At 67.8% G+C, this 24,959-nt stretch carries 20 protein-coding genes and 2 tRNA genes; 10 read left to right on the top strand and 12 right to left on the bottom strand.

The window, feature by feature from the left end; translation table 11 throughout:
- Positions 1-212: 212 nt before the first annotated feature.
- From G6N14_RS18135 to pknB, 7 genes are all read left to right on the top strand, one after another.
- On the top strand, positions 213-1,721 hold the full coding sequence (locus tag G6N14_RS18135; protein WP_085136100.1) for an FhaA domain-containing protein: 1,509 nt from the start codon (positions 213-215) through the stop codon (positions 1,719-1,721).
- Positions 1,722-1,875: 154 nt separating this feature from the next.
- Entirely contained in the window at positions 1,876-2,343 is a 468-nt protein-coding gene (locus G6N14_RS18130; RefSeq protein WP_046315015.1) for an FHA domain-containing protein FhaB/FipA, read from the top strand.
- Complete coding sequence (locus G6N14_RS18125) at positions 2,340-3,797, top strand: PP2C family protein-serine/threonine phosphatase (protein ID WP_085136101.1); 1,458 nt, start codon at positions 2,340-2,342, stop codon at positions 3,795-3,797. Before G6N14_RS18130 ends, G6N14_RS18125 begins: the two co-directional genes overlap by 4 nt.
- Before the next feature lie 50 nt (positions 3,798-3,847).
- Positions 3,848-5,263: a peptidoglycan glycosyltransferase RodA gene (locus G6N14_RS18120; protein WP_085136181.1), complete on the top strand. Its 1,416-nt coding sequence runs from the start codon at positions 3,848-3,850 to the stop codon at positions 5,261-5,263.
- Entirely contained in the window at positions 5,260-6,738 is a 1,479-nt protein-coding gene (pbpA, locus tag G6N14_RS18115) for a D,D-transpeptidase PbpA (protein WP_085136102.1), read from the top strand. Before G6N14_RS18120 ends, pbpA begins: the two co-directional genes overlap by 4 nt.
- Positions 6,735-7,967 carry a protein kinase domain-containing protein gene (locus G6N14_RS18110; protein ID WP_085136103.1) on the top strand — a complete coding sequence of 411 codons (1,233 nt, stop codon included), beginning with the start codon at positions 6,735-6,737 and terminating at the stop codon, positions 7,965-7,967. The genes pbpA and G6N14_RS18110 overlap by 4 nt, the downstream gene beginning before the upstream one ends.
- Positions 7,964-9,838, top strand: a complete 1,875-nt coding sequence (pknB, locus tag G6N14_RS18105) for a Stk1 family PASTA domain-containing Ser/Thr kinase (protein ID WP_085136104.1) — start codon at positions 7,964-7,966, stop codon at positions 9,836-9,838. Before G6N14_RS18110 ends, pknB begins: the two co-directional genes overlap by 4 nt.
- Before the next feature lie 36 nt (positions 9,839-9,874).
- On the opposite strand, the gene G6N14_RS18100 is transcribed toward pknB, so the two are convergent.
- Complete coding sequence (locus G6N14_RS18100) at positions 9,875-10,558, bottom strand: aminodeoxychorismate/anthranilate synthase component II (RefSeq protein WP_085136182.1); 684 nt, start codon at positions 10,556-10,558, stop codon at positions 9,875-9,877.
- 35 nt (positions 10,559-10,593) lie between these two features.
- On the bottom strand, positions 10,594-11,355 hold the full coding sequence (locus G6N14_RS18095) for a DUF881 domain-containing protein (RefSeq protein ID WP_085136105.1): 762 nt from the start codon (positions 11,353-11,355) through the stop codon (positions 10,594-10,596).
- A 92-nt stretch (positions 11,356-11,447) separates the two neighbouring features.
- Between G6N14_RS18095 and crgA the strand changes: the two genes are divergently transcribed.
- Positions 11,448-11,732 carry a cell division protein CrgA gene (gene crgA / locus G6N14_RS18090; RefSeq protein WP_085136106.1) on the top strand — a complete coding sequence of 95 codons (285 nt, stop codon included), beginning with the start codon at positions 11,448-11,450 and terminating at the stop codon, positions 11,730-11,732.
- A gap of 129 nt (positions 11,733-11,861) precedes the next feature.
- The gene (locus G6N14_RS18085) at positions 11,862-12,311 is read left to right on the top strand and encodes a PH domain-containing protein (protein ID WP_085136107.1); all 450 of its coding nucleotides are present in this window, start codon (positions 11,862-11,864) and stop codon (positions 12,309-12,311) included.
- On the opposite strand, the gene G6N14_RS18080 is transcribed toward G6N14_RS18085, so the two are convergent.
- Entirely contained in the window at positions 12,308-12,856 is a 549-nt protein-coding gene (locus G6N14_RS18080; protein ID WP_085136108.1) for a peptidylprolyl isomerase, read from the bottom strand. The genes G6N14_RS18085 and G6N14_RS18080 overlap by 4 nt on opposite strands.
- Before the next feature lie 39 nt (positions 12,857-12,895).
- Between G6N14_RS18080 and cwsA the strand changes: the two genes are divergently transcribed.
- Entirely contained in the window at positions 12,896-13,321 is a 426-nt protein-coding gene (cwsA, locus tag G6N14_RS18075) for a cell wall synthesis protein CwsA (protein WP_085136109.1), read from the top strand.
- A gap of 56 nt (positions 13,322-13,377) precedes the next feature.
- Here cwsA and G6N14_RS18070 read toward each other — a convergent pair.
- From G6N14_RS18070 to dnaA, 9 genes are all read right to left on the bottom strand, one after another.
- A tRNA-Ala gene (locus G6N14_RS18070) sits at positions 13,378-13,450 on the bottom strand.
- Positions 13,451-13,462: 12 nt separating this feature from the next.
- Positions 13,463-13,536, bottom strand: a tRNA-Ile gene (locus G6N14_RS18065).
- 85 nt (positions 13,537-13,621) lie between these two features.
- Positions 13,622-14,533, bottom strand: coding sequence for a DUF3566 domain-containing protein (locus G6N14_RS18060; protein WP_085136110.1), 912 nt, complete (start codon positions 14,531-14,533; stop codon positions 13,622-13,624).
- A 55-nt stretch (positions 14,534-14,588) separates the two neighbouring features.
- Positions 14,589-17,084 carry a DNA gyrase subunit A gene (gene gyrA / locus G6N14_RS18055; RefSeq protein ID WP_085136111.1) on the bottom strand — a complete coding sequence of 832 codons (2,496 nt, stop codon included), beginning with the start codon at positions 17,082-17,084 and terminating at the stop codon, positions 14,589-14,591.
- A gap of 69 nt (positions 17,085-17,153) precedes the next feature.
- Positions 17,154-19,169 carry a DNA topoisomerase (ATP-hydrolyzing) subunit B gene (gene gyrB / locus G6N14_RS18050; RefSeq protein WP_085136112.1) on the bottom strand — a complete coding sequence of 672 codons (2,016 nt, stop codon included), beginning with the start codon at positions 19,167-19,169 and terminating at the stop codon, positions 17,154-17,156.
- Positions 19,170-19,399: 230 nt separating this feature from the next.
- Positions 19,400-19,978: a DUF721 family protein gene (locus G6N14_RS18045; RefSeq protein ID WP_085136113.1), complete on the bottom strand. Its 579-nt coding sequence runs from the start codon at positions 19,976-19,978 to the stop codon at positions 19,400-19,402.
- Positions 19,975-21,135 (bottom strand): DNA replication/repair protein RecF, encoded by a 1,161-nt coding sequence (gene recF, locus G6N14_RS18040; protein WP_085136114.1) that lies wholly within the window; start codon positions 21,133-21,135, stop codon positions 19,975-19,977. The genes G6N14_RS18045 and recF overlap by 4 nt, the downstream gene beginning before the upstream one ends.
- Positions 21,136-21,163: 28 nt before the next feature.
- Positions 21,164-22,360, bottom strand: coding sequence for a DNA polymerase III subunit beta (gene dnaN, locus G6N14_RS18035; RefSeq protein WP_085136115.1), 1,197 nt, complete (start codon positions 22,358-22,360; stop codon positions 21,164-21,166).
- Between the two features lie 534 nt (positions 22,361-22,894).
- Positions 22,895-24,361, bottom strand: coding sequence for a chromosomal replication initiator protein DnaA (gene dnaA, locus G6N14_RS18030; protein ID WP_085136116.1), 1,467 nt, complete (start codon positions 24,359-24,361; stop codon positions 22,895-22,897).
- Positions 24,362-24,959: the final 598 nt, after the last annotated feature.

Genomic DNA, 24,959 nt, shown 5'->3' with positions numbered 1-24,959 from the left:
CGTCCGCCGCGGAGCGTATACCGGCCGTCTACCCGCCGGACAGCGCGCCGTGACCCCTTCGTGACCTGGTCTTATCCGATTCTCCGCCGCAGAAGGGTGCCGCGGTGGCCACTCTGGTCGATACCATGTCCAGGTCGGATGCAGCTGAGCGACACGCCGCGGCTGTGCCCCCGATACCACCAAGGACGGCGGAGAGTAAGGCGGGTAGCAGCTTGGACAGCCAGCGCGGGCTGGTTCATCGCATCGAGCGCAAACTCGAATCCGCTGTGGAAGATGCGATGGCCCGGGTCTTCGGAGGGGAAGTGCTCCCCGAAGAGGTCGAGGCTGCGCTGCGCCGCGAAGCCGCCGCCGGCGTGCGGTCGCTCACCGGAAATCAACTTTTGGCGCCCAACGAATACGTCATTACGCTCGGTGTGGACGACTACTACAAGGTGGGCGCCGACCAGGATCTGACGTCGCGAGCCTTCGCCCGGCACTTGGCCGCGTACATCGGCGAACAGGGGTGGCAAACGTATGGTGATGTGGTTGTCCGGTTCCAGCAGTCGCCGAGCCTGCGTACCGGCCAAGTCCGCGCCCGGGGCGGGGTCAACCCTGACGCCCGCCCCCACGAGACGCTCAACGAATCCCGCCCGCCAGAATCAGTTCATGCGTTTACCGCAGAATCAGGAGTGCCACTGATGACCGATAACCCGTACCGCGGCGCCCACGGGCAGGATCGTCCCGGCGAGGACTACTACGACCCCCGCTACGGCCGGCCGGCCGACGAAGCTCGCGGCGGTCAGGACCCGCGTGGCCACCACACCCCCGAAGGCGGCCACTACCAGGAGCAGCGCGGCGGCTACCCCGAGCAGGGCGGCCAGTCGGCGTACGCGCCGCCGCGCCGGCCCGAACAGGGCGGGTATCCCGAACAGGGCGGTTACCCCGAGCAGGGCGGGTATCCCGAGCAGGGGGGTTACCCCGAGCAGGGCGGCTACCCCGGCCACGGCGGCGGCTACGCCCCGCCGGCCCAGTCCTACGAGCAGCGTCCGCCCAGCGGTTACGGCGCCCCCGCCGGCTACGAGCAGGGCTACCCGCAGCACCAGCAGCCGGCTTACCCCGGCGGCGGCCAGCCCGGCTACGGCGAATACGACCGTCCGCCGGCCCGCCACGAGGAGTACGGCTACCCCGAGGCGCAGTACGAGCAGCGCCCCGGCTACCCGGACCAGGGCGGCGGCTATGACCAGGGCGGCTATGACCAGGGCGCCCCGTCCTACGGCCGGCAGGACTACGGCCAGCCCGGCTATGGCTACGGCGAGGCGCCGCCGGCCCCGGCCGGTTATGACTACGGCCAGCCCCCCGCCGGTGGGTACGGCGAGGCGCAAGGTACCCAGGCCGGCTACGACTACGGGCAGCAGGCCCCGGGCGGCGACTACGGCCAGCGCGCCTACAGCGCCCCGGCGTCGGTCACCCTGCAACTCGATGACGGCAGCGGCCGCACCTACCAGCTGCACGAAGGCACCAACGTGGTGGGCCGCGGCCAAGACGCCCAGTTCCGGTTGCCCGACACCGGGGTGTCGCGCCGGCACCTGGAAATCCGCTGGGACGGCCGGGTGGCGCTGCTGTCGGATCTGAACTCCACGAACGGGACCACCGTCAACAACGCCCCGGTCCAGGAGTGGCAGCTGGCCGACGGCGACGTGATCCGGCTGGGTCACTCCGAGATCATCGTCCGGGTCCACTGAGGACGGCGGCTGCCCGCACCCCTATTGACAATGTGAACAGCAAAGCGCCTCCGCTTTGCCCTACGGCCCCCCGCGCCCAAGTATCGTGACCTTGCCGATGTGCTCTGCCATGGCAAGCACAACATGGGCGGCGAGACAACGGAGAGGACGCCGGATGCAGGGACTGGTGCTGCAGCTGACGCGAGCCGGTTTTTTGACCTTGTTGTGGCTGTTCATCTGGTCCGTGCTGCGGGTGTTGCGGACTGACATCTACGCTCCGACCGGCGCGGTGATGGTGCGCCGGGGGCTCTCGATCCGAGGGGTGCTGCTGCCCCCGCGCCAGCAACGCACCACCGCGCGACATCTGGTGGTGACGGAGGGACCGTTGACCGGGGCGCGCATCACACTGAGCGATCAGCCGGTTCTGATCGGCCGCGCAGACGATTCGACGCTGGTGCTCACCGACGACTACGCCTCCACACGGCACGCCCGGCTCTCTCAGCGGGGCGCGGAATGGTATGTCGAAGACTTGGGATCAACCAACGGCACATACCTTGACAGGGTGAAGGTGACCACTGCGGTACGGGTTCCGGTAGGCACGCCGATACGTATCGGCAAGACCGCGATCGAGCTCCGCCGGTGAGCCTGGTTCTGCGGTACGCCGCCCGCAGCGACCGCGGTCTGGTGCGCTCCAACAACGAAGATTCCGTCTATGCCGGTGCACGCTTGCTGGCACTGGCCGACGGCATGGGCGGGCACGCGGCCGGCGAAGTCGCCTCGCAGCTGGTGATTGCCGCGCTGGCGCACCTCGATGACGACGAGCCCGGCGGCGACCTGCTGGCGAAGCTGGAAAGCGCGGTGCAGGAGGGCAACGCCGCCATCGCGGCCTACGTCGAAGAGCATCCCGAGCTCGAAGGCATGGGCACCACGCTGACCACCATCCTGTTCGCCGGGCCCCGCCTGGGCCTGGCCCACATCGGCGACTCGCGCGGCTACCTGCTGCGCGACGGCGAGCTCACCCAGATCACCAAGGACGACACCTTCGTCCAGACCCTGGTCGACGAAGGCCGTATCACCCTGGAGGAGGCGCACAGCCATCCGCAGCGCTCCCTGATCATGCGTGCGCTGACCGGCCACGAGGTCGAGCCCACGCTGATCATGCGGGAAGCCCAGGCGGGGGATCGCTACCTGCTGTGCTCGGACGGTCTGTCGGACCCGGTGAGCACCGAGACCATCCGTGAGGCGCTGCAGATCCCCGACGTCAACGACTGCGCGTTGCGGCTCATCGAGCTGGCGCTGCGCGGCGGCGGCCCCGACAACGTGACGGTGGTGGTGGCCGACGTCGTCGACGTGGACTACGGCCAGACCCAGCCGATCCTGGCCGGGGCGGTCTCCGACAGCGACGACGACCACCTGATCTCACTCGACACCGCCGCCGGGCGGGCTTCGGCGATCTCGCCGCGCAAGACCGTCGCCAAGCGGGTCCTGCCGCGCATCGACACGCCGGACTCGCCCCCGCGGTCTCGCCGGCGCATGGTCGTCGTCGCGGCATTGCTGCTCGCCTTGCTGGTGGCTGCCCTGCTGGTGGGGCGCGCGGTGGTGCGCACCAACTACTACGTGACCGCCTACGGCGGCACCGTGGCCATCATGCGCGGGGTGCAGGGCTCCTTCCTGGGTGTTCCGCTGCAGGAGCCCTACCTGTTGGGCTGCCTGGACAGTCGGGGAGCGCTGGTGCAGATCAGCTTCAGCCAGTCCGGGGACAAGCTGGGTTGCCGGCTGATGACCCTGCAGGACCTTCGGCCCCCGGCCCGCCAGCAGGTCAGCAACGGACTGCCCGCCGGCACCCTGGATGACGCCATCACCCAGTTGCGCAACCTGGCCCGCGATTCGCTGCTGCCCCCGTGCCCGCACGGAACCACGGACAACCCCGCTCCCACCACGTCCTCGCGCGCCCCGTCCCCGGGGCTCGTGCCCACCGGTCCGCGGCCTGGGCCGCCCCCGCCCACCAAGACCACCGGGAAGCCGCGCCTGCCTACCCTGACCAGCCTGCCTCCGGCACCTCCAGAACCGGGGACCGACTGCCGGGCGGCGTCATGAGCCGCGCCGGCGACGACGCAGCGCGCGGCGATGTGGAGAAGCAGCGCGCCGTGAGCACTGAACCGCAGCCGCCGGTGACGCTGACCCCGGCGCTGCCGGATCGACGCAACGCCGAGCTGCTGCTGCTGTTCTTCGCGGCCACCATCGTGGCGGTGGCGATGCTGATCGTCGAGGCCGGCCACGAGCAGGGCCTGCGCTGGGACCTGGTCGGCTACGGGCTGGCGTTTCTGGTGCTGTTCGTCTTCGCGCACTTGGTGATCCGGCGTTCGGCGCGTTACGCCGACCCGTTGCTGCTTCCGGTGGTCGCCCTGCTCAACGGCCTGGGCCTGGTGATGATCCACCGCATCGATCTCGGGGTCGGGGTCGACGGCGCCGAGGCCCGGCCCGGTGCCAGCGCTCAGATGCTGTGGACCTTGGTGGGCGTCGCCGTCTTCGCCGTGGTGTTGGTGGCCCTCAAGGACCACCGTCAGCTCGCGGGCAGCGGCTACATCTGCGGCCTGACGGGCCTGGTGCTGCTGGTGATCCCGGCGCTGCTGCCGGCTTCGCTGTCCGAGCGCCAGGGCGCCAAGATCTGGATTCGGTTGCCCGGCTTCTCCATTCAGCCCGCCGAGTTCTCCAAGATCTTGTTGCTGATCTTTTTTGCCGCGGTCCTGGTGTCCAAGCGGCGGCTGTTCACCAGTGCCGGCAAGCACGTGCTGGGCATGAACCTGCCCCGGCCGCGCGACCTGGCACCGCTGCTGGCCGCCTGGGTGATCTCCGTGGGCGTCATGGCCTTCGAGAAGGACCTGGGCACCTCCCTGCTGCTGTATGCGTCGTTCCTGGTGGTGGTGTACCTGGCCACCCGCAGGTTCAGCTGGATGGTGATCGGGATGCTGCTGTTCGCCGCGGGCAGCGTCGCCGCCTACTTCCTGTTCAGCCATGTCCGGGTGCGGGTGCAGACCTGGCTGGACCCGTTCGCCGACCCCGAAGGCACCGGCTACCAGATGGTGCAGTCGCTGTTCAGCTTCGCCACCGGCGGGATTTTCGGCACCGGGCTGGGCAACGGGCAGCCCGGTTATGTGCCCGCGGCCTCCACCGACTTCATCATCGCCGCGTTCGGCGAGGAGCTGGGTCTGGTCGGGCTGGCCGGGGTGCTGATTCTCTACACCATCGTGATCGTGCGCGGCATGCGGACAGCGATCGCCGTCCGGGACAGCTTCGGCAAACTGCTGGCCGCCGGCCTGGCCGCCACCTTGGGCATTCAGCTGTTCATCGTGGTCGGGGGAGTGACGAAGCTGATCCCGCTGACCGGGCTGACCACCCCGTGGCTGTCCTATGGCGGTTCGTCGCTGCTGGCCAACTATGTGCTGCTGGCGATCCTGCTGCGCGTCTCGCACGCCGCCCGCCGGCCGCTGAGTCCGCATCCCCCGCCCCAACGCCCGGCCCCGATCGGCGATACCGGTACGGCGGTGATCGAGCGCGTATGAATACCTCACTGCGCCGCGTCACGATGACCCTGATGGCGCTGATCGTGCTGCTGCTGGCCAACGCCACCTTGACCCAGGTGTTCGCCGCCGACGGGTTGCGCGCCGACCCCCGCAATCAGCGGGTGCTGCTCGACGAGTACTCCCGGCAGCGGGGGCAGATCACCGCGGCCGGCCAGCTGCTGGCCTACTCGGTGGCCACCGACGACCGGATGAAATACCAGCGCGTCTACCCCGAGCCTGAGGTGTATGCCCCGGTCACCGGGTTCTATTCGCTGCGCTACTCCAGCAGCGGCCTCGAGCGCGCCGAGGACACCGTGCTCAACGGATCCGATCCGCGGCTGTTCGGGCTGAGGTTGGCCGATTTCTTCACCGGTCGCAGCCCGCGCGGCGGCACCGTGCAGACCACCATCCGCCCCCGGGTGCAGCAAGCCGGCTGGGACGCGATGCGACGGGGCTGCGCCGGTGGATGTCGCGGTGCGGTGGTCGCCCTGGAACCGGCCACCGGCAAGGTGCTGGCCATGGTCTCGGCGCCGTCGTATGACCCCAATCTGCTGTCGTCGCACGATGCGGCGCAGCAAGGTCAGGCGTGGCAGGAGCTTCGCGACGACCCCGAGTCCCCGCTGACCAACCGCGCCATCAGCGAGACCTACCCGCCCGGCTCGACGTTCAAGGTCATCACCACGGCGGCCGCGCTGCAGGCCGGTGTCAGCGACAACGAGCAGCTGACCAACGCGGCGCGCATTGCCCTGCCCAACAGCACCGCGGCCCTGGAGAACTTCGGCGGCAACACCTGCGACGGCTCCGAGGCCACCGTGCCGCTGCGGACGGCTTTTGCCCGGTCGTGCAATACAGCCTTCGTTCAGCTGGGTATTCGTACCGGCGTGGACGCCTTGCGCAACGCCGCCGAGGGTTTCGGATTCGACGTCGCGTCCGAACCCATACCGCTGCAGGTCGCCGAGTCCACCGTCGGCCGGATCGGCGACGCCGCCGCGCTGGGCATGACCAGCATCGGCCAGAAGGACGTCGCCGTCACTCCGCTGACGAATGCGATGGTCGCGGCGTCCATCGCCAACGGTGGTCTGACCATGCAGCCGTATCTGGTCGACGGGCTGGAGGGTCCGGACTTGGCGGGCATCGCCAGCACCTTGCCGCACGAGCAGCGCCGTGCAGTGTCCTCGCAGGTCGCGGCTAAGCTAACTGAACTCATGATCGACGCCGAAAGTGTGACCCAGCAGGAGGGGGCCATCCCGGGCGTACAGATTGCGTCGAAGACCGGCACCGCCGAACACGGTCCCGATCCGCGGAACACTCCGCCGCACGCGTGGTACATCGCCTTCGCCCCGGCCAGCGCCCCGAAGGTGGCCGTCGCCGTCGTGGTGGAAGACGGTGGCGACCGGCTGTCCGCCACCGGCGGCTCGGTGGCCGCACCCATCGGACGGGCCGTCATCCAAGCTGCCCTCCAGGGGCGATCATGAGTCCGCAGGTGGGCGCCGCACTGGCCGGGCGCTATCGGTTGCAGCGGCTCATCGCCACCGGCGGCATGGGCCAGGTGTGGGAGGCCGTCGACAACCGGCTGGGCCGGCGCGTCGCGGTCAAGGTGCTCAAGCCGGAGTTCTCCTCCGACCCGGAGTTCATCGAGCGGTTCCGCGCCGAAGCCCGCAACACCGCCATGCTCAACCATCCGGGCATCGCCAGCGTGCACGACTACGGCGAGACCGAGCTCGACGGCGAGGGCCGCACGGCGTTCCTGGTCATGGAACTGGTCAACGGCGAGCCGCTGAACTCGGTGCTCAAGCGCACCGGGCGCCTGTCGTTGCGGCACGCCCTGGACATGCTCGAGCAGACCGGGCGGGCATTGCAGGTGGCGCACAGCACGGGGCTGGTGCACCGTGACGTCAAGCCCGGCAACATCATGATCACGCCCACCGGCCAGGTGAAGATCACCGACTTCGGCATCGCCAAGGCCGTGGACGCCGCACCGGTCACCCAGACCGGCATGGTGATGGGCACCGCGCAGTACATCGCGCCCGAGCAGGCGCTGGGGCAAGACGCCACCGCCGCCAGCGACGTGTACTCGCTGGGCGTGGTGGGTTACGAGGTGCTCTCGGGCCGTCGGCCGTTCACCGGCGACGGTGCGCTGACCGTGGCGATGAAGCACATCAAGGAGCCGCCGCCGCCGCTACCGGCCGACCTGCCGCCCAATGTGCGCGAACTGATCGAGATCACCCTGGCCAAGAATCCGGGCATGCGCTACCGCAGCGGCGGCCCGTTCGCCGACGCGGTGGCCGCGGTGCGCTCCGGCCGGCGCCCCACCCGGCCCAGCCAGTCGCTGCCCGCCGGACGCGCCGCACCCTCGGCGATCCCGTCGGGTGCGGCCACCCGCGCTGTCGCGCCGGTGTCGGCCCGGGCCACCGCGGCACGCCGTGCCCGGCCCAATGCCGGCAGCCATCGCACACCCCCGCCGCGGCGCACCTTCACCGCCGGTCAGCGCGCCCTGCTGTGGGCCGCCGGGGTGCTGGGCACGCTGGCGATCATCATCGCGGTGCTGATAGTGGTCAACGCCAAGAGCCCGGGCGGCTCGCTGGCCCCGGCCACCGTCACCGACACCGGGGCGCCGTTGAGTAGTTCATCGAGTCCGGAAGGATCCTCGTCGGCACCGCCCGCGCAGTCGTCCGGCTGGATCTGGCACAGGACCACACCATGACCACACCCCAGCGGCTCTCCGACCGCTACGAACTCGGTGAGATCCTCGGCTTCGGCGGGATGTCGGAGGTGCATCGCGCCGTCGACACCCGCCTGCACCGCGAGGTGGCGGTGAAGGTGCTGCGGGCCGACTTGGCCCGCGACCCCAGCTTCTACCTGCGCTTCCGGCGCGAGGCCCAAAATGCCGCCGCCTTGAATCACCCGGCGATCGTGGCCGTCTATGACACCGGCGAGGCCGACACCCCGGCCGGGCCGCTGCCCTACATCGTGATGGAGCTCGTCGAAGGGGTCACGCTTCGCGACATCGTGCACAACGACGGCCCGATGCCGCCGCAGCGGGCCATCGAGGTGATCGCCGACGCCTGCCAGGCGCTGAACTTCAGCCACCAGCACGGCATCATCCACCGTGACGTCAAGCCGGCCAACATCATGATCGACGAGCACAACGCGGTGAAGGTCATGGACTTCGGCATCGCCCGTGCGGTCGCCGATGCCGGCAACAGCGTCACCCAGACCGCCGCGGTGATCGGCACCGCCCAGTATCTGTCGCCCGAACAGGCCCGCGGGGAGACCGTGGACGCCCGCTCGGACGTGTACTCGCTGGGCTGCGTGCTCTACGAAATCCTCACCGGCGACCCACCTTTCGTCGGTGACTCACCGGTGGCGGTGGCATACCAGCATGTCCGCGAAGACCCGGTCCCGCCGTCGCAGCGGCTGCCCGGTCTGCCGGCGGACCTCGACGCGGTGGTGCTCAAAGCACTGGCGAAAAACCCCGACAATCGCTACCAGACCGCCGCGGAGATGCGTGCCGATCTGGTCCGGGTGCACAGCGGCGAAACTCCCGAGGCTCCGCGGGTGCTCACCGCGGCCGACCGTGCCTCGATCATGACCCCGCGTGCCGGCGACTCTTCCGGAGCGCAGACCGACCCGTTGCCCCGCCAGGAACTCAACTTCACCAACGACCGGCAGGGTTCGGTGGGCCGGTGGCTGATCGCCGCGATCGTGCTCGCGGTGCTGACGGTCATCGCCACGGTGTCGATCAACACCTTCGGCGGCAGCACCCATCAGATTCAGGTGCCCGATGTGAGCGGCCGAGCATCGGTCGACGCGATCGCCGAACTGCAGAACAAGGGTTTCAAGACCCGCACCGAGCAGCGCGCCGATTCCACCGTGCCGCCGGATCACGTGATCGGGACCGACCCGCCCGCCGGCGCCCCGGCGAACAAGGGCGACAAGATCACTGTCGACGTGTCCTACGGACCCGAGCAGCGCCAGCTCCCCGATGTGGCGACGTTGAGCTACGCCGACGCGGTCAAGAAGTTGACCGCCGCCGGGTTCGGCAAGTTCAAGCAGGTCAACTCCCCGTCGACGCCCGAGCTCAAGGACAAGGTCGTCGGCACCAACCCGCCGGCGAACCAGACCACCGCGGTCACCAACGAGATCATCATCGTGATCGGCAGCGGCCCGGCCACCAAGCCGCTGCCCGACGTCATCGGTCAGACCGTCGAACTGGCCCAGAAGAACCTGACTGTGTACGGATTCACCAAGATCACCGAGGTGACGGTGGACAGCCCGCGTCCGGCCGGCGAGGTGATCGCCACCAGCCCGCCCAGCGGGGAGGCCGTGCCGCTGGACGCGGTCATCGAGCTGCGGGTGTCGCGCGGCAACCAATTTGTGATGCCAGATGTCACCGGGTTGTTCTGGACCGACGCCGAGCCACAGCTGCGGGCGCTGGGCTGGACCGGGATTCTGGTCAAGGGTGCCGACGTCGACGCCGGCAGTGCCGGCCACAATCGGGTGCTCTACCAAAGCCCGGCGGCGGGTCAGGGTGTGAACACCGACGGCAACATCACTCTGCGCTTCGGCCAGTAGGGGCACATCCGGGCCGGTAGCGGCCCGTCGTCACACCTAGGGCGCGCTGGCGATCGCCGTGCTCCGGCCGGCCCGGGCGGTCTGAACCGTCGCGGCGATCTCCTCCTCGAGCCGGCGCACCAGGGCGTCGTCGCAGGGGTAGCCGCAGTAGCCCAGCCAGTTGGCCAGCATCCGGTGACCGCCCTCGGTGAGGATGGACTCCGGGTGGAACTGCACGCCGTGGATGGGCAGCTCGGTGTGGCGCACCGCCATGATCACCCCGCCGCTGGTACGCGCGGTGACCTCCAGGACGTCGGGCACCGTCTCGGGCAGGATGGTCAGCGAGTGATACCGGGTGGCGGTGAACGGATCCGGCAAACCCTGCAGCACCCCGGCGTCGGTGTGAAACACGGTGCTGGTCTTGCCGTGCAGCAGCTCGGGGGCCCGGCCCACCGTGCCGCCGAAGGCCACGCCGATCGCCTGGTGGCCCAGGCACACCCCGAGCACCGGAACCCGCGCCGCCGCACACGCACCCACCAGGGCGATCGAGGCGCCGGCGCGCTCCGGCGTGCCCGGTCCCGGGCTGAGCAGCACCCCGTCGAAGTCGGCTATCGCAGCAGCCGGGTCGGCCAGCCGGGGATCGTCGTTGCGCCAGACGTCAGCCTGCACACCCAACTGACCCAGGTACTGGACCAGGTTGAACACAAAGCTGTCGTAGTTGTCGACGACGAGAATCCGCACGTCCAACAGGCTACCGCCGCCCGGTGCGGGCGCTGTCAGTAGTCGACCGGCCCGGCCGGCACGGCATAGCGCATCCGGGCGACTGGCGGCGTCTCGGCCACTACCAAGTCCGCGGACACCTGCTCGCTGTAGCCCAGGCCGAACCGGATCACGTACTGCTTGTACAGGCCGATCAGCGGATCGGCGGCCAGCGCCTCCTGCATGGCGGCCGGATCCCCGATCGCGGTCACCACATAGGGGGGGCTGTAGGTTCGGCCCTCCAGCAGCAGGGTGTTGCCCACGCAGCGCGGGGCCGAGGAGGCGGTGATGCGCTGGTCCTGCATCTGCACCGCTTCGGCGCCCGCGGTCCACAAGGCGTTGAGCACCGCGGAGATGTCCTGTTGGTGCACCACCAGATCGTCCGGAGAGGCGTCGCGGGGGAACCGGCCGTTGGCGTCGCGCTGCGCGTCGGCGAGCGTCACCACCAGGCCGGGACCGTGCATGGCCTCCAAGCCGGCGGCCTGCACCAATTGGTCGGTGCGGTGACGCATGGCCGAGAGCGCGACACCGGAGCGGCGGCCGTGCATCGAGCCGACCTCGTGGGCCAGGGTGTCGCGCTGCTGGGTCAGCTCTTCCACCGTGGCCTGGGCCGAGCGAACCAGATCAACCAGCCGGGGCGCGTCGCCGCGGCGGATCTCCTTTCCGCCGGAGACGCCATGGGTGGCCGCCAACAACAATCCGGCCGCAAGACACACCAGCGGAACTCCGAGCCGCCACGGTGAGCGGCGGTCGCCGGACGGTGGCCCGTTCTGCTTCATGGGCTCTCCCGTTCTCGGCCGGGTTAGCCTACTGGGCTAATCTCGTACCGACCCATACTCGCAGCTTCACGCCGCACCATCCCGAGGTACCGATGCCCAAGTCTAAGGTTCGCAAGAAGACCACCAGCTTCACCCCCTCGGCGGTGAGCCGTACCCCCGTCAAGGTCAAGGGCGGCCCGTCCAGCGGCTGGTTCGTGGCGCTGTTCCTCGGGCTGCTGTTGCTGGGCTTGGTGTGGCTGATGGTGTACCAGCTGGGTGCCACCGGGCTCGACGCTCCCGCGGCGCTGAACTGGATGGCCGAACTGGGCCCGTGGAACTACGCGATCGCGTTTGCCTTCATGATCGCTGGGCTGTTGCTCACCATGCGCTGGCACTAAAGGCCGCACCGGGGAGACCAACACGGGCGTTTCGGAGTCCAAAACCCCCTGAGGTGCTCAATCACATCGATGTGATTTATCCCCACTGTGGACAACTCCTGTTGATAACTTTCGAAACCGCAGGTCGACATGACGCCTAACGCGCCCGCAGAAACGCAGTGGTCTCCGCCCGCCGGCGGCATCGCCGGCTGCGCCGTCGTCGGAGCGGTGTTGGCGATCTGCGCCGTCACGGTCGCGACCGACACGCCGGGACGCATGTTGGCCGGCGTTGCCGGAGTGGGGCTGCTGATATTTGCCGGCATGTCCTGGCTGTCGCGGCCCAAGCTCGCGCTGACCTTCGAGGGACTGGCGGTGCGCGGCTGGTGGCGTACCACGGTGCTGCGCCCCGAGCGCATCACACGGCTTCGGGTGACGCAGCATCAGCGGATCGGGCGCACCCATCGGCTGCTCGAGATCGAGACGCGCGACGATCAGATGCTGGTCCTGTCCCGATGGGACTTGGGAACCGATCCCCGCGACGTGCTCGCGGTGCTCAATGCGGCCGGCTACACCGGCCGTGATGAAGAGGTGCCCGGCTAGGCGATCGTGATCGACTCGATCATGACGGGCTCGGTGGGCCGGTCGGCGCGATCGGTCGAGGTGTTGGCGATGGCGTCCACGACAGCCTGCGAGTCGGGGTCCACCACCTCACCGAAGATGGTGTGCTTGCGGTTCAGGTGCGGGGTCTGGCCCACCGTGATGAAGAACTGCGAACCGTTGGTGCCGGGACCGGCGTTGGCCATCGCCAGCAGGTAGGGCTTGTCGAAAACCAGCTCGGGGTGGAATTCGTCCTCGAACTTGTAACCCGGGCCGCCGCGGCCGGTGCCGGTCGGGTCGCCGCCCTGGATCATGAAACCGGAGATCACCCGGTGGAACACCGCGCCGTCGTAGAACGGGCCCGACGATCCGCCGGAAGCGTTGGTGGTCGAGTACTCCTTGGTGCCCTGGGCCAAGCCGACGAAGTTGGCGACGGTCTTGGGCGCGTGGTTGCCGAACAGCGCGATCTTGATGTCGCCGCGGTTGGTGTGCAGCGTGGCAGTTGCGGTGGCAATGGAGCTGGAGGTCATGGGAGCACAGTCTGCCATTCGCGGCGTGGTGGGCTGCGCCACGGGTAGCGTTGAGCCATGCGCCTGGCCACCGAGACCCCGCTGACCAATCGAGAGCGCCTGACCCGTGGGCTGGCCCATACCGCTGGTGGGCCGGTAGACGTGGCCCGCGGCGCCGTGGGCCTCGGTGGCGCCGCGGTGCACCGGGGAGCCGTCGAATTGCGCAGGCGCTACCGGGAGAGCCAGCTGTCGGACCGGGTCGCCGACGTCGCGGACGCCGCAGCCCGCGAATTGGCCGCCGCTCAGGAGGTGGTCGCGGGTCTTCCGCAGCTGCTCGAGGGCGCCCCGCCGCGCCGCCGGATTCGGCGGTCCTGGCTGGTTCTGGGGGCTGCCGGCGCGGCCTTGGTGGCCGGTGGTGTGGTGGCGGTGCTGATTCGCCGCTCCAACCGGCCGCAGGAGCCCTCGCCGCGCCCGCCCAGCGTGGATGCGCAACCCACCCTCTGACCGAAGGCACTGACGAGCGTGGGGACACACAAGGCGACGCTTTCGCCGTCGCATTGTGGAGCCTAGGAGATTCGAACTCCTGACATCTGCCTTGCAAAGGCAGCGCTCTACCAACTGAGCTAAGGCCCCTGGTGGGACTCGTGGGCCTAGGAGGACTCGAACCTCCGACCTCTTCGTTATCAGCGAAGCGCTCTAACCACCTGAGCTATAGGCCCGTAGTCGTCTGACGACCGAGCGAGATTACCGCACCAAACGCCTCCCGGCCAAAATGCACCTAAAAAGCCAGGGCAGACGGCGCGGTCAGTCCCGGTCGGCCAGGGTCACCTCCACGCCGCCGACCACGTCGGTGCTCAGGTTGTAGACCACCACACCGAGGGTCGCCATCGCGGTCAGAACCACGATGTTGACCAATCCGATCAAGGTTGCCCCGCCGAAAATCGAACCGGCAGAGACCAATTCGGCAGCACTGTTGTTGGTGAGCAGATCACCGACGTTGCTGTTGAGCTTGCTCCACACCCCCATCGCGCCCAGGGCGACGTAGAGCACCGCCACGGCGATCATCCAGACGAAGAACAGCGCCGTGGACAGCAACAACGACACCTTGAGCGCACTCCAGGGATCGATCCGCCGGATCTGCATGCTCGCCCGCAGCGGGCCGCGGGGCCCCGCCGTCACCGCTGGGCGGCGGCCGGGGGAGCGCCGGCCCGGTTCAGACAGATCCGGCAGCTCGCTGCCGTAGGCGTCGTCGCCGTGCTTGGCCGGCGAGGCGGTCTTGGGCGCTGCCGGCTTCGCCTGAGCGGTCTGCTGGACCGGGGGCTTGGCCGGCTGGGCCGGCGGCTTGGGCGCTTGTGCCGTCGGCTGGACGGGTGGCTGGGCCGGCGGCGCCGGCTGCTTGGCGGGCGGCGGCGGAGCCTTCGGCGGCTGCTGGGGCGCCCCGGGCGCCGGCGGTGCCGTCGGGGCGGCCGTCCCGGAGACGAACCGGCGGATCCGCTCGTCGACACCGGGGGAGTGCCCCAGCGCGCCGCCGTCTGCCGGTCGGGCAGGGGCGGGCGGGCGAGCCTGCCCGGCGCGCTGCCAGGGCGGGGTCTCCCCGGTCTCGGTGATCCGGGCGGTTCGGCCCGGTGGGCGCTGCCCGGAGTCGGCCGGACCGTTTCCGGCCGACTCCGTCTTGCCCCCGTTGCCCGGGTGGCCGGGCTCGTTCGGTGCGCTCACCCACGGCTCCTTACCTGCGTATCCCCACCGCGCAGCGGCCGGGTGTGAAATCGGGTCAGCTGCCCGAGTCCTCGTCAGCGGCGTCTTCGTCAGCGTTGCGTGCAATCGCTATCAGTGTGTCGCCATCGCCCAGGTTCATCAACCGAACGCCCTTCGTCTGCCGTCCGGCTTTCCGGACCTGGCGCGCGGCGGTACGGATCACTCCGCCCCCAGAGGTGATCGCGTAGAGCTCGCTGCCGTCGTCGACGATCAGGGCCCCCACCAGCCTGCCCCGCCTCGGGTCGTACTGAATGGTGAGGATTCCCTTGCCGCCACGCCCTTGCGCGGTGTACTCCTCGATCGCGGTCCGTTTGGCGTAACCACCTGCGGTCGCCACCAGCAGATAGGTGTTGTCGCGGACCACATTGAGCGACAGCAGCTGGTCATCGGCGTTGAACCGCATACCCTGCACGCCCGAGGTGGCCCGGCCCATCGGCCGCAGCGCCTCGTCGGTCGCCGAGAAACGGATGGACTGGCCGTTAGCCGAGACCAGCAGCAGGTCGTCTTCGGCCGAGCACAGCACCGCACCCACCAGTTCGTCACCATCGCGCAGGTTGATCGCGACGATTCCGCCCGAACGGTTGGAGTCGAAGTCGGTGAGTTTGGACTTCTTGACCAGACCCTTGCGGGTGGCCAACACCAGGTACGGCGCGTCTTCGTAGCTCTTGATCTGGATGACCTGAGCGATGCGTTCCTCGGGCTGGAAGGCCAGCAGGTTCGCGACGTGCTGTCCGCGCGCGGTGCGCAACGCCTCCGGCAGGTCGTAGGCCTTGGCGCGGTACACCCGGCCCTGAGTGGTGAAGAACAGGATCCAATCGTGGGTCGAGCACACGAAGAAGTGCGCCACGATGTCGTCCTGCTTGAGGCCGGCGCCCTGCACACCCTTACCGCCGCGCTTCTGGCTGCGGTACAGGTCGGTCTTGGTCCGCTTGGCGTACCCGGTCTCGGTGATGGTTACCACCACATCCTCGCGGGCGATCAGGTCCTCGTCGGCGACGTCGCCGTCGGCGGGGATGATCCGGGTCCGGCGGTCGTCGCCGTACTTCTCCACGATCTCGGCGAGCTCGTCGTGCACGATCGCGCGCTGACGTTCCGGCTTGGCCAGAATGTCTTCCAGATCGGCGATCTCGGCTTCGATCTTGGCCAGGTCGTCGACGATCTTCTGGCGTTCCAGCGCGGCCAGCCGGCGCAGCTGCATGTCCAGAATCGCCTGCGCCTGAATCTCATCGATGTCGAGCAGTTCGATCAGGCCTTGGCGGGCCACGTCGACGGTCTCCGACCGCCGGATCAACGCGATCACCTCGTCGAGGGCGTCGAGCGCCTTGACCAGACCGCGCAGGATGTGGGCCCGTTCGTTGGCCTTGCGCAGCCGGTAGGTGGTGCGCCGCACGATCACGTCGAGTTGGTGCGCCACGTAGTAGCGGATCATCTGGTCCAGGCGCAGCGTGCGCGGCACCCCGTCGACGATCGAGAGCATGTTGGCGCCGAAGCTGGTCTGCAGCTGGGTGTGCTTGTAGAGGTTGTTCAGCACCACCTTGGCCACCGCGTCGCGCTTGACCTCCACGACGATGCGCAGGCCTACCCGGTCGCTGCTCTGATCTTCAATGTTGGCGATTCCCACCAACTTTCCGTCGCGCACCTGCTCGGCGATCGACGTGATGAAGTTGTCGTGGTTGACCTGGTAGGGCAGCTCGGTGATGACCAGCAGCGACCGCCCGCGCGAGTCCTCCTCGATCTCGACCACACCGCGCATCCGGATCGAGCCCCGCCCGGTGCGGTAGGCGTCGTTGATGCCCTGGGAACCGACGATCAGTCCGGAGGTGGGGAAGTCCGGGCCCTTGACCCGTTCCATCATCGCTTCCAGGGTGGTCTCTTCGTCCGCCTCGTGGTTGTCCAGGCACCAGAACACCGCTTCGGCGAGTTCGCGCAGGTTGTGCGGCGGGATGTTGGTCGCCATACCTACGGCGATACCGCCGGAACCGTTGGCCAGCAGGTTCGGGAAGCGGCTGGGAAGCACCGTCGGCTCTTGCACACGGCCGTCATAGTTGGGAACGAAATTGACGGTTTCCTCGTCGATTTCGCGCAGCATCTCCATGGCCAGCGGTGTCAGCCGGGCCTCGGTGTAACGCATGGCGGCCGCAGGATCGTTACCCGGCGAACCGAAGTTGCCTTGGCCGTCCACCAGCGGGTAGCGCAATGACCACGGCTGGGCCATCCGGACCAGGGTGTCGTAAATCGAGGCGTCGCCGTGCGGGTGGTAGTTACCCATGGTCTCGGCGACCGAGCGCGCCGACTTCGCGTGGCTGCGGTCCGGCCGGAATCCCGAGTCGTACATCGCGTAGAGCACCCGTCGGTGCACCGGCTTGAGGCCGTCGCGCACCTCGGGCAGGGCGCGGCCCACGATCACGCTCATGGCGTAGTCGATGTAGCTGCGCTGCATCTCCTGCTGGATGTCGACCGGCTCGATCCGGTCCACCGAATCGTCTCCGGGTGGCAGCGTCGTGTCTGTCATCAGGTCCTCGTTCTGTCAGAAGTCAGGCGGTCAGATGTCGCGGTAGTTCGCCGGCGTCCGGGGCGACTCCTAAACATCCAGGAAGCGCACGTCTTTCGCGTTCCGGGTGATGAAGCTGCGCCGGGCCTCGACGTCCTCGCCCATCAGAATCGAGAACAGTTCGTCGGCGGCGGCGGCGTCGTCGAGGGTGATCTGCCGCAGCACCCGGACGCTGGGGTCCATGGTGGTCTCCCACAGCTCCTTGGCGTCCATCTCACCCAGACCCTTGTAGCGCTGGATGCCGTCGTCCATGTTGATCTTCTTGCCGGCGGCCTTGCCGGCTTCGAGCAGACCGTCGCGTTCACGGTCGGAGTAGGCGAATTCGGCTTCGGTGCCGCGCTGCCACTTCAGCTTGTACAGCGGCGGCTGCGCCAAGAACACGTGTCCGTGCTCCACCAGCGGCCGCATGAAACGGAACAGCAGCGTCAGCAGCAGGGTGGAGATGTGCTGGCCGTCGACGTCGGCGTCGGCCATCAGCACGATCTTGTGGTAGCGCAGCTTGGAGATGTCGAACTCGTCGTGGATACCGGTGCCCAGCGCGGTGATGATCGCCTGGACCTCGTTGTTCTTCAGGACGCGGTCGATACGCGCCTTCTCGACGTTGATGATCTTGCCGCGCAACGGCAGGATCGCCTGGAACATCGAGTCGCGGCCGCTCTTGGCCGAGCCGCCGGCCGAATCACCCTCCACCACATAGAGTTCAGACTTACTGGGGTCGTTGGAACGGCAGTCGGCCAGCTTTCCGGGCAGGCCGCCCAGGTCGGTGGCGCTCTTGCGCCGCACCAGCTCCCGGGCCTTACGCGCCGCCATCCGCGCCTGCGCGGAGGAGACCGCCTTGTTGATGATGGTCTTGGCCTCGGCGGGGTTGGCCTCGAACCAGTGGCCGAGCTGCTCGTTGCAGACCTTCTGCACAAACGACTTGACTTCGGTGTTGCCCAGCTTGGTCTTGGTCTGGCCCTCGAACTGCGGCTGGGAGACCTTCACCGAGATGACGGCCGCGAGGCCCTCGCGGATGTCGTCGCCGGTGAGGTTGGGGTCCTTGTCCTTGAGCAGCTTCTTGTCTTTGGCGTATTTGTTCACCACGCTGGTCAGCGCGGACCGGAAGCCCTCTTCGTGGGTGCCGCCCTCGACGGTGTTGATGGTGTTGGCGAAGGTGTGCACCGACTCCGAGTAGCCGCCGTTCCACTGCATGGCGATCTCGACTTCGTGCCCGGTTCCCTTGCCGTCGAAGTCGACGATCGTCGGGTGGATCGCGGTCTTGGTGCGGTTGATGTGTGAGACGAAGTCGCGCAGACCGCCGGGGTAGCAGAAGACGCGGTGCTTGACCTTGTGCGGGGCCACCGCCTCGGCGGCCTGCTCATCGGCGGTCTTCGGCGCCTCGGCGGTGTCGCTGACCACCTCGTCGACAACCTCTTCGACCCGCACCCGCTCGTCGGTGAGCTCGATGGTCAGCCCCTTGTTGAGGAACGCCATCTCCTGTAGGCGCCGCGCGACGGTCTCGAAGTCATAGGTGGTGGTCTCGAAGATGTCCGGGTCCGCCCAGAATCGAATGGTGGTTCCGGTCTTCTTGCTCTTCTCGCCCTTGCGCAGCGTTCCCGGCACCGACTTGTCGTAGGTCTGGAACCACTCGTAGCCGTCCCGGAAGATGTCGGCCTCCAGGCGCGTCGAGAGCGCGTTGACCACCGAGACGCCCACACCGTGCAGGCCGCCGGAGACGCTGTAGGCGCCCTCCTCGAACTTTCCACCGGCGTGCAGCACGGTCATGACCACGTCCACGGTCGGAACACCGGTCGCGTGCATCGCCACCGGAATTCCGCGGCCGTCGTCGGTGACCTCCACGCCGCCGTCTTCGAGGATGCGAACAGACACCGTGGAGGCGTAGCCGGCCATCGCCTCGTCGACGGCGTTGTCGACCACCTCCCAGATCAGGTGGTGCAGGCCGCGTTCACCCGTGGAGCCGATATACATACCGGGTCTTTTGCGGACGGCTTCGAGGCCTTCGAGAACCTTGATGGAATCGGCACCATATTTGTTTTGGGCAGCCACGGTCGGGGAGTTCTCCTCAGGTTCGCAAAATCACGGCGCATCGCAGGCGCATGCGCGCCGATACCGAGCCAGTCTACCGTGGACCAGCGACGGCGAGTATTTTCTCGGGGTGTTTCTGGCCACCTGATTGCGCCGTGGCGTCCAGAACGCGGTTTGCGGCGTGTCCGGCCGCTGGCCGGAGCGAATTTTTTGCTTGTAGCGGCGCTCAGGCCGCGGATTCGGACCTGGTCTCAGCCGTAGGTGTCACGGGGTCCGCGGCCCGATACGTGTAACGGGCCCTTGCGCCACGAGGGCGCGGTCGGCCCAGTTATCTTCAGGGTCTTGACCACGCCGTCGCCCACCGCGGCGGCGATCTTGGCCAGCACTTGGGCCTGGACCAGGCGTAACTGGGTCGCCCAGGCGGTGGATTCGGCGGAGACGCTGAGCACGCCGTCGGCCAGCCGCGTCGGTATCGCGTGCGAGGCGATGTCGTCGCCGACCACCGAGCGCCACTGGCCGAGCACGGTGCCCTCGGCAACCTGGGCCGACCATCCTCGAGACTGCGCCAGGTCACGGGTGGCCGCACCCAGCACCTGCGGATCGCGAACATCGGGCCCGGGCCCGGACCAGCTGCGCCGGCCTCCGCCGGCGCCCGACGAGCTGCGGCGCAGCGGCGCGCGGCGGCCCTGACCCACATCTTTGCCCTGGCTGCGGGCCGCTTCCCGGGCTTCGGCCAGGGTCCGGCGCACCAGATCCATTCCCTTGAGCCCGGCCAGGTGCGCCGGTGGCAGCACCTCCGCGTCCTCGGGCTTCTCCTCGTCGGCGGTCATTGGCCTTGTCCGATCAACCCGGACACCCGGCCCTCATCGCCTTCGGTGACCTCGATGCGGATCTGACGCGCCTGCCAGTCGGCCGGGATGTCATCGGCAACGGCCGCGGTGATCAAGACCTGTTCGGCGCCGGCGGCGACACCGGCCAGCGCGCGGCGCCGTGCGGTGTCCAACTCGGCGAAGACATCGTCGAGTAACAGGACGGGTTCCGCGCCTTCGCCGCGCAGCAGCTCATAAGAGGCCAAGCGCAGAGCCAACGCCATCGACCAGGACTCCCCATGGCTGGCAAAGCCTTTCACCGGGCTTTCACCCAGGCGCAACTCCAACTCGTCGCGGTGCGGCCCGACCAGGCACACGCCGCGGTCCAGCTCGGAGCTGCGCCGGCGGGCCAGCTCGGCCAGCAATGCATCTTGCAGGTCAGCCGGAGTCAGAAGCTGTTCGCCGAGGTTCACCTCGAGTTTCGGCCGGTAGGCCACCGCAGCGCTGCGGGTTCCGGGTGCCAGCAGTTGGTAGGCCTTTTCGACTTCGGGCGCCAACTGATTGACCAGCTCGATACGCGCGGCCATGAGTTCGGCGCCGTGCAGCGCCAGCTGGGAATCCCACACATCGAGGGTGTCGAGCACCGCCCGGTCGCCGCGGTGCAGGGCGGCCGGCGCGCTCTTGAGCAGTGCGGTGCGCTGGCGCAGCACTTTGTCGTAGTCCGCGCGCACCCCGGCAATCCGCGGGCGACGCACACTGGCGAGTTCGTCGAGGTAGCGACGACGCTCGCCGGGGTCTCCGCGCACCAGGGCCAGATCTTCGGGGGCGAACAACACGGCACGCAAGACGCCCACCACCTCGCGGGCGTGACGCACCGGTGCCCGGTTCAGGCGCACCTTGTTGGCTCGGCCGGCGGCGATCTCCAGATCGACAGCCAATTCGCGGCCCTCGTTGACCACGATGGTCGAGACCACGGCGCGCGTGGCGCCCGAGCGGATCAGGGGTGCGTCGGTTGCCACCCGATGCGAACCCAATGTGGACGAATACCACAGCGCTTCAACGAGATTAGTCTTCCCGAAGCCGTTGGGTCCGACCAGCACCGTCGCACCCGGTTCCAATTCCAGATCGACGTGCGCCCAGGACCGGAAATCCCGCAGGCCCAGCTGGCGGACATACACCGAGAAACCAACCCCTCCCGTCGCCGAATCAGCCGGGCAGGCGAACCGGCATCAACAGGTATACGTAATCCGAGGGCACCGCCGGGAACGGGCCGGAGCCGATCAGCGCCGGGTCGTCGGCGCTGGCCGGGCGCAGCACTGCCGGCTTCTTCGGATCGGTGAAACCCATCGACACCTTCTCGCTGTGCAGCGAGCTCAAGCCGTCCGTGAGGTAGGTGGGGTTGAACGCGATCGTCAACGGTTCGCCCACGAAGTCGATCGGCAGGTCTTCCTCGGCGCGGCCCACGTCCTCGGCACCGGCCGACAGACGCAGCGTGCCCTGGGAGAGTTCCATGCGCACCTGGGCACCGCGGTCGGCGACCAGGGCCACACGCTTGATGGCCTCGGTGAGCTCTGCCACACCGATCGTGGCGACAGCCAGATGTTCGGCGGGCAACAGCTGGCGGAATTTCGGGAACTCGGCATCGAGCAGCCGCGTTGTGCTGCGCTTTCCGCCACTGGTGATGCCCAGCAGACCTTCGTTGCCCACGGCCGAGCCGGCCCCCAGTGCCAGGTGCACCTCGTTGCCGTTGGTGCTGGCCTTGGCCGCTTCGGCCAGGGTCTTCGCCGGAACCAGGACCGCCGCTTCGGTACCCGGCGCGGCCGACCAGTTCAGCTCGCGCACCGCCAACCGGAACCGGTCGGTAGCAGCTAAAACAACTGTGTTACCGGAAATTTCGACGCGGATACCGGTCAGCATCGGCAAGGTGTCGTCGCGGCCGGCGGCAACGGCCACCTGGCTGATGGCCTCGGCGAAAACGTCGGCCGACAACACCCCGGTCTCCTCGGGCAAGGTCGGCAGCGTCGGGTAGTCCTCGACCGTCATCGTGGGCAGCGAGAATCGCGAATTTCCACAGGTCAACGCCACCCGGGTGGACTCGACACTGACTTCGACCGGCTTGGCGGGCAGCGCCCGGGTGATATCGGACAACAGCCGACCGGAGACCAAAACAGCTCCCGGAGAAGCGATTTCAGCGGCCAACTGAACTTCCGCGGACACTTCGTAGTCGAATCCGGACACGGTGAGCCCATTGTCGGTGCCGGTCAGCAGCACCCCGGCCAGCAGCGGCACGGTAGGCCGGGCCGGCAGGGATTTCGCTACCCAGGCCACCGCGTCAGCGAAGTCATCCCGGTTCAGGCGGAACTTCAAGTCGGTCAGACCCGCGTTCGTGGTCGCCGCGTCCATAGCGTCCTCTCGTCATCCCGATATCGAGCTCTACCCTGCGCCTGGCTGGTGAACACTCCCACCCGCGGCCGTGTGACGCCCCATGCCGAAGCGATAGAGCGGTAGGCCACAACCGTAGAGCCTGGCGGGCCTTCTTGAAAGTTAAACATCGACAGTTGGTGCACCCGGCAGGGACATGCTCGCGCCGAGGTCACACCCGCTGTGAACAGGCCCGCTGACGCCGAATCCCCAACGACCTGTTTTGAAAGAGAAACAAGGGATAACTCCCAGTATTAGTAGTAAGTCCTGTGGATAGTGGGCACAGCCTGGCATCGGTGCTGCTGGGCGGGGGCGGCGGGCTGGGGAGGAGCGGTGAATGACACGCCCGGCGCCGGCGGCGCGACTGTGGATAACGGCGACGTTGTGCAGTTACCGGGGATCAGTGGGCCGACGGTGGACATGTTGTCCGCAGGCGTATCCACAGGCTCGGACCGTGACAGCTGGTACTGAAGGGTCCAAAGTTTTTTGTAAGCGGAGGCGACGAGAACGGGCAAATCAGCGCTTGGCGCGTTGCCGGATCCGGGTGGTGAGCTCTTTGACTTGATCGAAGACCTCACGACGCTCGGCCATCTCACCGCGGATCTTGCGCTCGGCGTACATCACCGTGGTGTGGTCGCGGCCGAAAGCCTGGCCGATCTTCGGTAGCGACAAGTCGGTCAGTTCGCGGCACAGATACATGGCGATCTGGCGAGACTGGGCCAGGGGACGGGTCTTGCCCGGGCCGCGCAGTTCCTCCACGGAGGTGTCGAAGTACTCGGCGATGACGGCCATGATGATCGCGGCGCTGATCTGCATGGTGCTGGCATCGGCGATCAGGTCGCGCAGCACGATCTCGGCGAGGGCCCGGTCGATCGGGGTCTTGTTCAGGGAGGCGAACGCCGTGACGCGGATCAGCGCACCTTCGAGTTCGCGAATATTGCGTTCGATGCTGGTGGCGATGAGTTCGAGCACGTCGCCGGGCACGTCGAGGCGGTCCATCTGGGCCTTCTTGCGCAAAATGGCGATCCGGGTCTCGAGGTCCGGTGGCTGTACGTCGGTGATCAAGCCCCATTCGAATCGGGTTCGCAGCCGATCCTCGAGGGTGGCGAGCTGTTTGGGCGCGCGGTCGGACGTGATCACAATCTGCTTGTTGGCGTTGTGCAGGGTGTTGAAGGTATGGAAGAACTCCTCCTGGATACCTTCCTTACCCTCGATGAACTGGATGTCGTCGACGAGCAGCACATCGATATCGCGGTAGCTGCGCTTGAACGCAACCTTGCGATCGTCGCGAAGCGAGTTGATGAAGTCGTTGGTGAACTCTTCGGTGGAGACGTACTTGACGCGCATTCCGGGGAAGAGCCGCTGGGTGTAGTTGCCGGCCGCGTGCAGCAGGTGGGTCTTGCCCAGCCCGGACTCGCCCCAGATGAACAGGGGGTTGTAGGCGCGGGCCGGGGCTTCGGCAATGGCCAGGGCGGCGGCGTGCGCAAAGCGGTTGGAGGTACCGATGACGAACGTGTCGAAGGTGTAACGCCGGTTGAGGCTGGCTCCGTCAGCGGTCGGGGAGTCGTCGCTGGGTCGTTCGGTGAAGTACTTGGGCCAGTCGTACTCGACGTCGGTGGTGTCGTCGTCTTCGTCCTCGGCGCGGGTTTCTGTGCCGGTGTCGGATGCGGCAGCGGGCGCATCCTCGACCGGCTGCGGCGAGATCCGAACACCGAGCTCGACCTCGTGGCCCAGGCGCCGGCAGAGCGCGTCGGTGATCTGCGTGCGCAGATGCCGTTCGATCTCGTTTTGCACGAAGCTGTTGGGGACGGCCAACAGCGCGAAGCCCTCGACGATGGCCAGCGGGTGGACCAGTTTGAGCCAGGCCTTCTGCTGGGGAGTCAGTGCCGGTGCGGAACCGTTGGATGCGGGCGCGTCGCCGTTGAGTTCGGCTACTACCTCGTCCCAGAGACCGAGGAAGGCAGATCCGGGGTCCTCACTCAAAGCCCCATCCCCCTGATTCGACGCCGTCCGGTTGGCACCGTGGTGCGTGGGTGCCGTACCGGGACATGCTATCCACACAGTTATCCACAGATGTGGATGAGGTGCGCATTCCGCGGTGAGGCCCCCTAGGCCGGTTGCTCAGCAACGGATACTCCAGACAACAGACGCGATATCTGAAGCGTGATCCGCTTCTTGATCTTCGGTTCGTGGTCGAAAACCGTTTCGGTAGCGAAACGGCGCTGGCAAGCAAGTTAACAGGTTTCCGGGTGTAGGACTACTCCTTTCAGTCAGATGACTCATAAGGAAAATGGCCAGCGCGAGGCGAGTCGATACGCGTGTGACCACTGTGAATATTGGGCCGCTGAAATGCCGGGCGGAGCTGGCGGCCGGGGATGCCAGAGGGCAGGGTTTGACCCCGCGAACGAGCATCAGTACCCTCGAACAGTCGCCCGAACGTCGGCGATACGGCAGCGATCGGCCCCTGGCCGGAGACCGCGCCGGTTACGAGCAAGACGCAGAAGTTCACCGAGCTTACCGAGTGCGTCGCGTGCGGCAGGCACATCGGGATTCCGGTGTGTCGGACAGGCGCGACGCAAGA

The sequence above is a fragment of the Mycolicibacter hiberniae genome, assembly GCF_010729485.1.
In the GTDB taxonomy this organism is placed as follows: domain Bacteria; phylum Actinomycetota; class Actinomycetes; order Mycobacteriales; family Mycobacteriaceae; genus Mycobacterium; species Mycobacterium hiberniae.
The sequence above is the reverse complement of the archived record's forward strand: the minus strand, read 5'-3'. Positions and strand labels throughout refer to the sequence as shown.